Consider the following 12,308-nt stretch of genomic DNA (forward strand, 5'->3'; position numbering starts at 1 on the left):
GGAGGCCGTCATGACGACCCGCCCCGCACGGTCCACCACCCGGACCCGCCGGGCCCGCCGGTCCGTCCTCGTCACCGTCACCGCCTTAGGCGTCGTACTGCCGGGGGCCTCACCCGCCCCGGCCACACCGGACGACGGCCGTCTCCGGGCCACGCCAGGTGACGGTCCTCTCCAGGCCACGCCGGGCGACGGTCCTCTCCAGGCCACGCCGGGCGACGGTCCTCTCCAGGCCACGCCGGGCGACGGTCCTCTCCAGGCCACGCCGGGCGACGATCCTCTCCGGGCCGCGCGGGGCGACGGCTATCTCCGGTTGGCGCACCTGTCCCCCGACACCCCCGCCGTCGACGTCTACCTGTACGCCGCGGGGCACGGCACGCCGCGCCTGGTGCTCAAACACGTCGGCTACGGCGCGCTCTCGCCGTACCAGCGGCTCGGCGGCGGCGCCTACACGGTCGCGATGCGTCCCGCCGACGCGGCCGCGACGAGCCCGCCGGTGCTGTCCGCCCATGTCCGCGTGCACGCGGGGACCGCCTACACCGTCGCGGGCCTCGGCCCGTACAAGGGGCTCACGCTCAGGGTCCTGGAGGACACGCGCACCGCGCCGGCGGGCGGGGTGGCGCTCCGCGTGGTCCAGGCGTCGCTCCGGCGGCCGGCGGTGACCGTCACCGTCGGCGCAAGCACCGTCGCGGGAGACCTGCGGTTCCCGGACGTCAGCGCCTACCGGTCGGTGCGGGCGGGGGTGACGACGGTCCGCGTCACCGGCGGGTCCGGCGCGCCGGTGAGGTCGCGGGTGACCCTGCGCGCGGGTTCCGTGCACACGCTCGTCGTCCTCGACGGGGCATCCGGGCTCCGGCTGCTCGACCTTCGGGACGCCGCGGGGCCCCGCCGAACGCCGCGCGGGCCCGTCGAGACGGGACTCGGCGGGCTGGCCGGCCGAGTCGCCCCGCCGCCGTGGACGGCGTCCGCCCGGCTGCTCCCGCCGCCGAGCGCGCCGGCCGAGCCCCGCCCTGCCGACCGGCCCGGCGAACCGACCGAGACCCGGCCCGTGCACCGGGCGGGCGAGTCGGTCGAGGCGGGACCTGTGCGCCGGGCCGCTGCGTACGCCGATCCGGCGGTGCTGCGGATCCCCGCGATCGGGGTGCGGACCGGGCTGGAGCGCCTCGCGACGGACCCGCACGGGCGGCTCCTCCCGCCGCGCGACCCCGCCCGCGCCGGATGGTTCGGCGACGGCGTCCGCCCCGGTGACACGGGGCCGGCCGTGGTCGCCGGACACGTCGACTCCCGTACGGGCCCGGCCGTGTTCACCCGGCTGGCGACGCTGCGGCCGGGCGGCCGGATCCTGGTCACCGACGCGACCGGCCGGGTCGCGATGTTCACCGTCGACCGCGTGCGGTCCTTCCCCAAGACGGCGTTCCCGACCGAGGAGGTCTACGGGGCGACCCCCGACCCGCAACTGCGCCTCATCACCTGCGGCGGCGCGTTCGACCCGGTGTCCGGGCACTATCGGCGCGACGTGGTCGTGTACGCGAGCCTCGCCCATGAGCCCGGATGACCCCAGGTCGTCCCCGCAGCGGCGGCGGGCGGCCATCCGAAGGCGACGGCCCGAAGGTCCCTATCTCACGGGACCGGCCGGCGGTTATCGTCCTGCCATGCCGGAGGGCCGAGGGCGGCTGATCGCCGGGCAGTACCGTCTCGTCGAGGAGATCGGCCGAGGCGGTTTCGCGGTCGTGTGGCGTGCCCGCGACGAACGCCTGCACCGCGACGTCGCCGCCAAACGCCTGTTCCTTCCCGCGTACTCCACCGTCGAGCAGCGCACCGAACAGCGCCGCCGGACCCTCCAGGAGGCGCGCTCCGCGGCGCGCCTCGACCACCCCGGCGTCGTCACCGTCCACGACGTCGTCGAGGACGGCGACGATCCGTGGATCATCATGGAGTACGTCGACGGACGGTCCCTGAGCGAACTGGTGCGCGCGTACGGGCCGCTCCCTCCGGAGCGCGTCGCCGACATCGGCCTGCAGTTACTCGACGCCCTGCGCGCCGCGCACCGGGCGGGGGTGCTGCACCGCGACGTCAAGCCCGGCAACGTCCTGCTGGCGGGCCGCCGCGTCGTACTCGGGGACTTCGGGCTCGCGACCGTCGAGGGCGACCCGGCCCTCACCCAGTCCGACGTCGTCATGGGCGCTCCCGCCTACCTCGCGCCCGAACGCGCCCGGGGCGAGCCCGCCGTCGCCGCCTCCGACCTGTGGTCCCTCGGCGCGACGATGTTCTACGCCGTCGAGGGGCGGCGGCCCTTCAACGGCGTCAACCCGAACGCCATGCTGCACTCGATCATCACCGAGGACCCGGCTCCCGCGCCCCACGCCGGCCCGCTGGGTCCGGTCCTGGACGGGCTGCTCCGCAAGGAGGCCGGCGATCGTCTCGACGCGGACGCGGCCACCGCCCTCCTCGCGGCGGTCGCCGACCGGGCCGGGCCGCGAGGCGACCGCGCGCGGCCGGCGGACGCGCCCGCCGGACCGCTCCGGCCAGAGCGCGCCGGGCCCGGCGCGCGGCCGTGGCACGGGCGGCACCGCCTGATGCTCATCGCCGCTCCGGTCGCCGCCCTCGCGCTCGCCCTCCTGACCGTCCCGGACCGTGCCCACGACGGCGCGTGGCGGACGCGGCGCACCCCGGCGACCACCGCACCACGGCTCCTGGCCACTCTTCCGGCGGGTCCGAGTGAGATCTACACCGTGGCCTTCAGCCCGGACGGGCGCACCCTCGCCTCCGGAGGCGCGGACCACACCGTACGGCTCTGGAACCTCGCCGACCGGCGGCTCACGACGACCCTCACCGGGCACGCGTACGACGTGTTCGCCGCGGCGTTCAGCCCGGACGGCCGGACGCTGGCGACCGCGGGGTACGACGGCAAGGTGCTGCTGTGGAGCGGTGACGGGCGCGCGCGGATCGCGACCCTGGACACGCACGGCAACGGCGTCAGCGCCCTGGCCTTCAGCCCGGACGGCGCGGTCCTCGCGAGCGCGGGCGACGCGGTGCGCCTGTGGAGCGTCCGGGACCACCACGCCGTCGCCACGCTGCCGGCCCACGGCGAGAGCATGTTCACCGCCGCCTTCGCGCCGCGCGGGACCACCCTGGCCACCGCGGGGACCTGGGCGATCCGGCTGTGGGACACCGCCGAGCCCAGCCGGCCCATCACCGTCGCCCGGCTGACGTCCCTGGTCGTGGGCATGGCGTTCAGCCCGGACGGCCGGACCCTGGCGGCCGGCGGCTACGACGGTCGCGTGCGGCTGTGGGACGTCGGCACGCACCGGCTCCTGGTGTCCCTGCCCGACCTGCCCGGCCGCGTCAACGGCGTGACGTTCAGCCCGGACGGCCGGATCCTGGCCTGCGCCGGCGGCGACACCGTACTGCTGTGGGACGCCGTGGCCCGGCGCCCCGTCACGACCCTCCCGACGCGGACGGGCGTCGTCGACGCGGTCGCCTTCGCTCCCGACGGCAGGACCCTCGCGACGGCCGGTGACGACGCGATCATCCGCCTCTGGAGCGTCCGCTGAGAGGGGTGGCCGGCCGGCGGCGCCGGAGGCGCGGCCCGGGAACTCCGGCTGAGAAGCGGTGTCGCCCAGAGGCCCGCGTACGGGCGGCTCTGGGCGACGTGAGGTCGGGCCGGGGTCAGTGCGCGGAGAAGGACCAGACGGTCGAGGTCTTGTAGGTCTGCCCGGGGCGCAGCACGGTGGACGGGAAGTTCGGGTGGTTCGGCGAGTCGGGGAAGTGCTGGGTCTCCAGCGCGAACCCGTCGCCCTGGCGGTACTGCCGGCCGCTCGTGCCGTACAGCGTGCCGTCGAGGAAGTTGCCCGAGTAGAACTGGATGCCGGGCTGGTCGGTGTAGATCTTCAGCACCCGGCCGCTGGTCGGCTCGCCGACCTCGGCGGCGAGCCTGAAGCCCGAGCCGTTCAGCACCCAGTTGTGGTCGTAGCCCTGCCCGTAGGCGAGCTGCTGGAACCCGTCCCGGATGCGTGCGCCGATCGGCGTGGCCTTGGTGAAGTCCATCGGCGTGCCGGCGACCGGCGCGAGCTGCCCGGTCGGGATGAGCGTGGAGTCGACCGGGGTGTAGCGACTGGCGTTGAGGCGCAGCCGGTGGTCGTAGATGCCGCCGGACCCTTCGCCCGCGAGGTTGAAGTAGGAGTGGTTGGTCAGGTTGACGATCGTGGCCTTGTCCGTGGTGGCGTGGTAGTCCAGGCGCAGCGACTTGCCGCTGAGCGTGTAGGTCACGGCGGTCTTGAGGGTGCCGGGGTAGTTCATGTCCCCGTCCGGGCTCGTGTACTCCAGCCGCACGCCGACCGCGTTCTTGCTCTTGACCTCCGTGGCGGTCCAGACCTTGGTGTCGAAGCCCTTCGGGCCGCCGTGCAGGGAGTTGCCGTTGTTGTTGAGCGGCAGGTGGTAGGTCGTGCCGTCGAGCGTGAAGGTGCCCTTGGCGATGCGGTTGCCGTACCGGCCGATCAGCGCGCCGAAGTACGGGCCCGGGTTGTTCTTGGCGACGTAGTCCTCCAGCTTGGGGAAGCCGAGCACGACGTCGGCACGGTGGCCGTGCCGGTCCGGGGCGTCGAGCTGCTGGACGATGCCGCCGTAAGTGATGATCTTGACGCGGATGGCGCTGTCGCTGAGGGTGTAGCGCCACACCTTGGTGCCGTCCGACAGCGTGCCGAACAGTTCCTTGGAGATGGTCGGGCTCGACGTCGCGGAGGCGTTGACCGCCGGGAGCGCGCCGGCCACCAGCGCCGCCAGCGCGACGGCACCGAGAACACGGGTCTTCTTGAGGCGGAGGGGCACGAATGCTCCTTCCTTGTTCGATATTTCGAACGTCGTCCGAGGCCTGCGGGCAGACGCTAAATTTCCCCGCGACGCCTGTCAAGAGATGTCCTCCGCGACCCTTATGAAAGCTTTTTCGCAGCCAAGGGCCAACGTTCCGGGAATTCGCCCACCGAAAGCGCCCGCTGTCCTAAAACGGACATTCTCGCGATGATTGTCGGAAGTCGCGCTCAGTCCGCGCGCGATCGCCGTGGGACGCCGACCGCGAGCAGAGCGGTGTCGTCATCGGGCCCCTCGCCGAAACCGTCGAGCAGGCCGGTGACGGCGTCGACGACCTCACCGGGCGTGGCCGGGGCGAGCCCGCCGGCGAAAACCCGGGCGTTCGTGAGGCAGCAGGGTCGCCTGCAACCTTCGAGTGCACTCTGCCTCGTCTTCCTGGCCAAGCCCCGATGAAGGATCCTGCATTTCCCGACAGCCGCGTTGTGTCCGACAGTCGGCGGCGAGGGCGGTCGTTGACACCGCAGGACAAGGCTTTCTAGGCTGTCCGGGATTTCGTACGGCGTTCGGGAAGGCGGCCGTGATGGGGCGTGCGGTGCCGGCGGTGACTCGTGCCCTCGACATCCTCGAGCTCTTCCTGGACCGGCCGACCCTGTCCGCTCCGGAGATCACCGAGCGTCTCGGGCTCCCCCGGACGACGGTCCACGAGCTGGTCACCACGCTGACCGAGCGCGCCTACCTCATCCCGATGCCCGGACAGCCGACGCGCTACCGCCTGGGCATGCGGCTGTTCCAGCTCGGCAGCGTCTTCGCCGACCAGCTCGACCTCGCCCACGAGGCCCGCGAGGCCGCCCAGCGCGTCGCCACCGAGTGCGACGAGACGGTCCACGTCGCGATCCTCGACGGAACCGACGTCGTGTACATCGCCAAGGCCGACAGCACCCATCCCGTCCGCATGGTCTCCGCCGTAGGCCGCCGCCTCCCGGCGCACTGCACGGGCGTCGGCAAGATGCTGCTGGCCGGCCTGACCGCCGAGGCCCTGGACGCCGCCTATCCGCTCGGCCGCGACCTGGCCGCCATGACCGACCACAGCGTCACCTCGCCCGTACGGTTGCGCGAGCACCTCGACGACATCCGGCGACAGGGCCTGTCGTACGACGAGTGCGAGTCGAACGAGGCGGTGTTCTGCGTCGCCGCCCCCGTCTACGACCACACGGGCGGCATGGTCGCCGGGATGAGCATCTCGGTGCCGAGCATCCGCTGGGACGATCGGCGGCGCGGGGAGTGGAGCACCCTGGTCCGCAAGGGCGCGGCCGTCCTCTCCCAGCGCCTCGGCCACCGCCCCCGTACGGACTCCGAAGCCGCCGCCAGCTGACCTCGCCGCGGTCAGGTCGCGGCCTGCCGGAAGGCGTCGGCGTTGCGGGCGCACCAGTCGGCGAAGGTGCGCGGCCTACGGCCGAGCAGGCGCTCCACGGTGTCGGTACGGAAGCCGGCGGTGTCGGCGCGCATCAGGGCGAACCCCTCGATGATGGCCTCGGCCAGCGCCGGGGGCGCTCCATGAGGGAAGCGCGAGGCGACGGCCTCCCGCGGAGTCGCCACCGCCCGTACCTCGATGTCCCGGCCGGCCGCCGCGGCGAGGACCTCGACCTGTTCGGCGACGGTGAACAGCTCGTCCCCGGTGATGACGTACTCCCGGTCCCGATGGCCGTCGCGGGTCAGGGCCAGGGCGGCGACGGCGGCGATGTCGGCCGGGTCGATCGGCGCGTACCGGCCGGGGCCGACCGGGTCGAGGACGTAACCGCCCTCCCGGATGGTGGGCAGCCAGTCGAAGGCGTTCGTCATGAAGCCGCCGGGTCGCAGGAACGTGGCGGGGATGCCGGAGGCGCGGATCGCCTGTTCGCGTTCGTGGTGCCAGCGGCCCATGGCGGGCATCGGGTCGCCGAGGACGTTGAAGGAGGACAGGTGCACGATGTGGCCGACCCCGGCCGCGCGGGCGGCGGCGACGGCGTGCACGGTCTGGTCGAGGCCGATGCCGGGGGTGAGCAGGAACAGTCGGTCGACGCCGGCGAAGGCGGGCGGCAGCGTCGCCGGGTCGCCCAGGTCCGCGACCACGCGCTCGGCGCGTTCGGGCAGGCCGGCGGCGCGGGCCGGGTCGCGGACCAGGATGCGGAAGCGGGCGCCGGCGGCGTCCAGCTCGCGGACGAGCTCACGGCCGACATTTCCGGTCGCGCCGGTGACCAGTATCATGAGGACCCCTCAAGTCGTTTACCGGTTAATGATCGAGGGGAACGTTAACCGGTTAATGATCTGTCGTCAACCGGCCCATGCCCTACCGGCGGACGCCGGGTTCCCCGAGAGATCCCTGGAGGCCCCGCGATGCCCGAGTTCCTGGACCTGCACGGCAGGACCTCGAAGGCGGTACGGGCGGTCGCCGAGGCCGCCGTACGGCGTCATGGCCTGCACCTCGGCCAGGATCACCTGCTCGCGGTGCTGTGGCAGGAGGACGGCCGCACGCCCGGCGAGGTCGCCGCCGCGTTGAACGTCACCACGGCGAACGTCGTCAAGGCGGCGACCCGGATGGCCGCCGCCGGTCTGCTCACCCGCCGCCGCGACGACCGGGACAACCGCCTCGTCCGGCTCTGGCTCACCGACGCCGGGCGCGCCCTCCAGGAACCCATCGAGAGGGAACGGCGCCTTATCGAGGAGAGGATCACCGCCGACCTCACCCCGGCCGAGCGCGAACAGCTCATGAGCGCGCTGACCAAGATCCACCGCTCCGCGACCGCCCTGCTGAACACACCCGCCGACCAGAGCGCCCCGGCCACCCCCTGACCCTGTTCCTCGCCCCCGCCACAGTGACACGGAGCATCGCCGCCGTTGGTGACCGGCGAATCAGGCGGATCCGGGCACCGGGACGGCCACAGCGGCGGCGACCAGCCGATGGCGGCGTCAAGGTCGCCGCCGGGGGCACCTGGCGAGGCCGTGGCGGAGGTCGTGTTTCGGCTGGGTAGCATGCCGCGGTGGGCAGGAGTCGGGCCGGAAAGGGTCATCAGGCGGCGCATCCGCGCAGAAGTGACGGCTCGGAGGATGGTGCCGTCGAGTTGCGACCCCAGAGGCCGACGCGCGACCTGCTTGACAGGACGCCCGTGCGGCTTCGCGTCGAAGGTGACCTGTTCGTCGGTTACGGCTTCGGCGACCAGCGCGTGACCGTCCCGCGGTCGTCGGTGAAGGCCGTGGGCCACTACTCACGGCGGCGGTACCGCGGCGGACCGAGCGAGGGCCTGGTCCTCCTCGACGGTGCGGACCGCATACTCCTGCGCGCCAAGGGAGACTGGCGCGGGGAGCCGCTGGTCACGTTCTGCCGCCGGGCGGGACTGCCCCGGCCGCAGAGCCGGGACGGCGGCCGCCTGTGGCGGCGGGCACCGGGCTACCGGCGGTTGCGGACCGCGCCTCGCGGCGCGGGCCTGGCCGCCGCCCTCATCGTCGTCTTCGTGCTCGCGGTGTCGATGCTCTGCGGGATGGCCGGCCTGTCCCTGATCTGGCTGCTGCCGGCGTCGTTCGGCCCCCTTCGTCCGGTCGTCGGCATCGTCGCCCTCATCGGCGGAGTCGTCGTCGGGGCGGCCCTGGGCGGCCAGGCGGTGCACCTGGCCACCAGGGCGCTGAAGTGGACGGCGCGCTCGGTGACGCGGTCAGGCGGGGCGTAGCACGGCGACTCCACGGGGTTCCAGCCGGACCGAGGTGGCCGGGCCTGCGCCGGACAGCTCATCGTGCATCGCGGTGGGCAGGCGCACGTCGGCGGGCTCGGTGCCGTGATTCAGCACGACGTACCAGCGGCCGTCCTCGGTGTCCCGGGCGCGGGCCTGGACGCCGTCGGGGAGGCCGGGCAGGACGGGGGCGACGCCGGCCTCCTCGCGGACGCGGTCGAAGAGGCGGCGCATGGTCGCCGGATCGGGCCGGGTGGCGAGGTACCACGCGTCGCCGCGGCCGAAGCGGTGCCGGGTGACGGCCGGCTCGCCCGCGAGCACGCCGGTCGTGAAGCGCTCGACGGCCTCGGCGCCCTCCAGGCGGACCTCCTCGGACCACAGGGTCCCCGAGCCGCCCGGCAGCCCGACGGAGGCGTCCTCGGCGAGCGGGTGGAACTCCTCGACGGTCAGGCCGAGCATCCGCCGGAACGGCGCCGGGTAGCCGCCCAGGTGGACCCGGTCGCAGGGGTCCACAATGCCGGAGAAGAACGACATGACCAGCGTGCCGCCCTCCTCGACGTACCGCTCCAGGTTCCGCGCGGCGGCCTCGGAGGTCAGGTACAGGTTGGGCACGACGACGAGCCGGTACCCGGACAGGTACGTGTCCGGGCGTACGACGTCGCAGGCGACACCGGCGTCGTACAGCGGGCGGTGGCACGCCCAGGCGGCGTCGAGGAACCGCACGTCGGCGCTGGGGTGGGCCGGGCCTTCGAGGGCCCACCAGCTCGGCCAGTCCAGCACCATCGCGGCGTCGGCCCGCGGCGCTCGTGCGCCGGCGAGGGGGCGGGAGGCGGCGAGCTCCCGGCCCAGGTCCCGCACCTCACCGAAGATCCGGGTCGACGGGCCGCCGTGCGGGACCATCGCCGAGTGGAACTTCTCCGCGCCGCCCCGTGCCTGCCGCCACTGGAAGAACATGACCGCGTCGGCGCCGTGCGCGACGGCCTGCCAGCTCCACAGCCGCATCGCGCCGCGCGGCTTCGGCGCGTTGCGGGGCCGCCAGTTGACCGCGCCGGGTGCCTGTTCCATCAGCAGCCACGGCTGTCCGTCGCGCAGTGACCGCATGACGTCGTAGGAGAAGGCGATCTTGGCGGTCGCGTCGGGGTCGAGGGGGTCGGGATAGGCGTCGTACGCGATGACGTCGAGGTGCGGGGCCCAGGTCCACTGGTCGACCGGCCGCAGCGACGGCGGGAAGTTGGTGGTCACCGGCACGTCCGGCGTGATCCGGTCCAGTACCTCCTTCTCGGCCCGGTAGCAGGCGAGCAGTTCGTCCGAGGTGAACCGGGCGTAGTCCAGCTCCTGCGCGGGGTTGGTGAACGGCGCGGGCGAGCGCGGCGGCAGCACCTCGTCGAACGAGCCGTACCCCTGGGCCCAGAACCTCGTCGACCAGGCGTCGTTGAGCTCGTCGACGGAGCCGTACCGGTCGGCGAGCCAGCGCCGGAAGGCCACCGCCGACACGTCGCAGTGGCAGGGGATGACGTTGCCGTACTCGTTGTTGACGTGCCAGACGGCCAGCGCCGAGTGGCCGGCGTAGCGGGTGGCGACCTGCTCGGCCAGTCGTACGGCGTGCTCGCGGTAGACCGGGCTGGACGGGCAGTAGTGCTGCCGCCCGCCCGGCGAGATCGTCGATCCGTCGGCCCGTACGGTGAGCATCTCGGGGTGAAGGGTGGTGAGCCAGGGCGGCGGCGAGGCCGTCATGGTGGCCAGGCACGCCGCGACGCCGCCCTCGGCCAGCCGGTCCAGCACCCGGTCGAGCCAGCCGAAGTCGTACTCCCCCGGCCGCGGCTCGACCGACGCCCAGGAGAAGATGCCGACGCTGACGAGGGAGACGCCGGCCTCCCTCATCAGGCGTACGTCCTCGTCCCAGACCTCTTCGGGCCACTGCTCGGGGTTGTAGTCGCCGCCGTAGGCGATGCCCACGCGGTCCCGCAGACCGGCGATCCGGTTCATCGGTTCTTCGTACCCTCCGGGTCGATCCGGTCGAGCGGGAGCCACAGCCGCAGGTCGCGGCGGGCGGTCGCGAGCTCGCCATCGGGGACCGCGCGGGAGTAGACCCGTACGTCCGCGATGGAGCCATGGAAGCGGTCGACGCCGTCGAGACGCTGGCCGACGTCGATGCCGTCGATGGTGAACTGCTTGCCCTCGGTCACCGATCCGGTGGGTGCCGCCACCGAGGCCGCCTGGCCGTCGACGGTGAGCGACAACCGTCCTCCGGAGCGCCGCAGGACGACGTCGTGCCACTGGCCGTCGTTGTACGCCTGCGTCGTGGCGACGGCGACGCTGCCCTGGTCGGTCTGGATGAACCCGCGGATACGCTTGCTCCCCGGCTCGGCCCGCAGCCAGATCTCCGGTGCGCCGCTGCCGACCCGGTACGCCCACAGGATCGTGCGATTACCGCTGGTGTCGGCGTAGCGGATCCGCGCCGACCAGGTGAAGTCGCCGGCGCCGAGGTCGAGCGAGCGGTCCCACGGGACCTGGACGAAGTCGTCGACGCCGTCGAAGTCACCGGCCGCGGTCATACCGCCGCGGACGTAGCCGTCGTTGTGGTGACCGGACCCGTCCGGGGTGGTCGGGCCGGGCTGCGGCGGCTTCGGCAGACCCGGCGGGGTGCCGTTGGGCGTCGCGAGATAGGCGGTGTTGAACCGCGCGAACCGGATCTGCTCGTACGGGCCGGCCTGCCCCGCCTCGTACAGCAGGCCGAGCCGGTCGCCGCCGAGGCTCGCGAGGTCGGAGTAGGCCGACGGACCCCAGTAGATGACCTTGCCGACCTTCTGGAAGTTCCGCCCGTCGTCGGCGGAGGCGCGAACCGCCATGATCTCGCGGGTCACCGGGTGGTCGGGCACGGACAGGTAGACGCGCTTGCCGACGCTCAGGACCGAGCCCTGCACCTTGGGCGCGGTGAGCTTCGGCAGGGTACGGAACGGGCGGTCGAAGGTCAGCCCGCCGTCGCTGCTCGTGGCGGTGTTCCGGTTGCCGGGGTCGGTTCCGGTGTTGTCGCGTGCGTTGACGTAGATCCTCCCGTCGGGGAGCTCGGTCGCGCTGAGCTCACCGGGGCTGACGTCGTTGGTGCGGCGGGTGTCGTCGGCGCCGATCTTCCAGGTGAGGCCGCCGTCGTCGCTGTAGTTGAGGTGACCGCCCTGCGGGCCGCCCTTCAGCGCGCCGCCGTCGCCCTCGTGGTTGGCGGCGACGATGAGGCGTCCCTTGTGCGGCCCGTGCTGGAGCTGGAGGGCGTGGCCGGGCCCGGTGGCGTACCAGGAGTTCCACTCCGGCTTCACGAGCTCGCTCGTGAGGTCGCGCGCCGCGGACCAGGTGGTGCCGTCGTCGTCGCTGTACTGCACGAACGGGTGCCGGACGGTGTCGTCGTTCCCGGGGTTCCAGGTCGTCATGAGGACGATCCGGCCGGTGCGCCGGTCCACGACCGGGGCCGGGTTGCCGCGGGTGTCCCCGTTGCCGGGCAGGACGACCTGCAGCGGCCCCCAGGTGCGGCCGCCGTCCATGGAGCGCTTCAGTACCAGGTCGATGTCGCCTTTGTCGCCGCAGCCGTTGACCCGGCCCTCGGCGAAGGCGAGCAGGGTGCCGTCCAGCGCCTGGACGATCGCGGGGATGCGGAAGCAGTAGTAACCGTCGGTGTGCTGCGCGAACAGCACCTGTTCGTCGAACTCCGGCGCCGGCTTGGCGGACGCGGCGCCGACGGACGCGAGCGGGATCGCCGTGGCGAGGAGCGCCACGGCCGCGGTACGGCGGGGGAACCTGAGGTGAGCCACGCTG

Annotated in this window: 10 protein-coding genes; 5 read left to right on the plus strand and 5 right to left on the minus strand. The window is 73.3% G+C overall.

Annotated features, from left to right (window positions below):
* The first annotated feature begins 10 nt into the window (after window positions 1-10).
* Both NE234_RS28430 and NE234_RS28435 read left to right on the plus strand, forming a co-directional pair.
* Window positions 11-1,552, plus strand: a complete 1,542-nt coding sequence (locus NE234_RS28430; protein ID WP_252783744.1) for a class F sortase — start codon at window positions 11-13, stop codon at window positions 1,550-1,552.
* A gap of 97 nt (window positions 1,553-1,649) precedes the next feature.
* Entirely contained in the window at window positions 1,650-3,551 is a 1,902-nt protein-coding gene (locus tag NE234_RS28435; RefSeq protein WP_252783745.1) for a WD40 repeat domain-containing serine/threonine protein kinase, read from the plus strand.
* A gap of 115 nt (window positions 3,552-3,666) precedes the next feature.
* Here the strand turns inward: NE234_RS28435 and NE234_RS28440 are convergent, their stop codons facing one another.
* A complete protein-coding gene (locus tag NE234_RS28440) occupies window positions 3,667-4,824 on the minus strand; it encodes an aldose epimerase family protein (protein WP_252783746.1) in 1,158 nt (385 codons plus the stop codon).
* A 209-nt stretch (window positions 4,825-5,033) separates the two neighbouring features.
* On the minus strand, window positions 5,034-5,246 hold the full coding sequence (locus tag NE234_RS28445) for a hypothetical protein (RefSeq protein ID WP_252783747.1): 213 nt from the start codon (window positions 5,244-5,246) through the stop codon (window positions 5,034-5,036).
* Between the two features lie 137 nt (window positions 5,247-5,383).
* Here NE234_RS28445 and NE234_RS28450 point away from each other — a divergent pair, with 137 nt between their 5' ends.
* A complete protein-coding gene (locus tag NE234_RS28450) occupies window positions 5,384-6,175 on the plus strand; it encodes an IclR family transcriptional regulator (protein ID WP_252783748.1) in 792 nt (263 codons plus the stop codon).
* An 11-nt stretch (window positions 6,176-6,186) separates the two neighbouring features.
* On the opposite strand, the gene NE234_RS28455 is transcribed toward NE234_RS28450, so the two are convergent.
* Window positions 6,187-7,047 (minus strand): NAD(P)H-binding protein, encoded by an 861-nt coding sequence (locus NE234_RS28455; protein ID WP_252783749.1) that lies wholly within the window; start codon window positions 7,045-7,047, stop codon window positions 6,187-6,189.
* A 129-nt stretch (window positions 7,048-7,176) separates the two neighbouring features.
* Here NE234_RS28455 and NE234_RS28460 point away from each other — a divergent pair, with 129 nt between their 5' ends.
* Together NE234_RS28460 and NE234_RS28465 are read left to right on the plus strand one after the other, a co-directional pair.
* Window positions 7,177-7,632, plus strand: coding sequence for a MarR family winged helix-turn-helix transcriptional regulator (locus NE234_RS28460; RefSeq protein ID WP_252783750.1), 456 nt, complete (start codon window positions 7,177-7,179; stop codon window positions 7,630-7,632).
* 314 nt (window positions 7,633-7,946) lie between these two features.
* The gene (locus NE234_RS28465) at window positions 7,947-8,504 is read left to right on the plus strand and encodes a hypothetical protein (protein WP_252783751.1); all 558 of its coding nucleotides are present in this window, start codon (window positions 7,947-7,949) and stop codon (window positions 8,502-8,504) included.
* Here NE234_RS28465 and NE234_RS28470 read toward each other — a convergent pair.
* Together NE234_RS28470 and NE234_RS28475 are read right to left on the minus strand one after the other, a co-directional pair.
* Window positions 8,490-10,490, minus strand: a complete 2,001-nt coding sequence (locus NE234_RS28470; RefSeq protein WP_252783752.1) for a beta-galactosidase — start codon at window positions 10,488-10,490, stop codon at window positions 8,490-8,492. The genes NE234_RS28465 and NE234_RS28470 overlap by 15 nt on opposite strands.
* Window positions 10,487-12,304 carry an exo-alpha-sialidase gene (locus NE234_RS28475; protein ID WP_252783753.1) on the minus strand — a complete coding sequence of 606 codons (1,818 nt, stop codon included), beginning with the start codon at window positions 12,302-12,304 and terminating at the stop codon, window positions 10,487-10,489. Before NE234_RS28475 ends, NE234_RS28470 begins: the two co-directional genes overlap by 4 nt.
* Window positions 12,305-12,308: the final 4 nt, after the last annotated feature.

It is taken from the genome of Actinoallomurus rhizosphaericola (assembly GCF_024055675.1).
GTDB lineage: Bacteria > Actinomycetota > Actinomycetes > Streptosporangiales > Streptosporangiaceae > Actinoallomurus > Actinoallomurus soli.

Excerpts from the sequence above, each read along its gene's own strand:
- NE234_RS28430 (WP_252783744.1), top strand. The coding sequence starts at position 11 with ATGACGACCCGCCCCGCACGGTCCACCACCCGGACCCGCCGGGCCCGC.
- NE234_RS28435 (WP_252783745.1), top strand. The coding sequence starts at position 1,650 with ATGCCGGAGGGCCGAGGGCGGCTGATCGCCGGGCAGTACCGTCTCGTC.
- NE234_RS28450 (WP_252783748.1), top strand. The coding sequence starts at position 5,384 with ATGGGGCGTGCGGTGCCGGCGGTGACTCGTGCCCTCGACATCCTCGAG.
- NE234_RS28455 (WP_252783749.1), bottom strand. The coding sequence starts at position 7,047 with ATGATACTGGTCACCGGCGCGACCGGAAATGTCGGCCGTGAGCTCGTC.
- NE234_RS28460 (WP_252783750.1), top strand. The coding sequence starts at position 7,177 with ATGCCCGAGTTCCTGGACCTGCACGGCAGGACCTCGAAGGCGGTACGG.
- NE234_RS28470 (WP_252783752.1), bottom strand. The coding sequence starts at position 10,490 with ATGAACCGGATCGCCGGTCTGCGGGACCGCGTGGGCATCGCCTACGGC.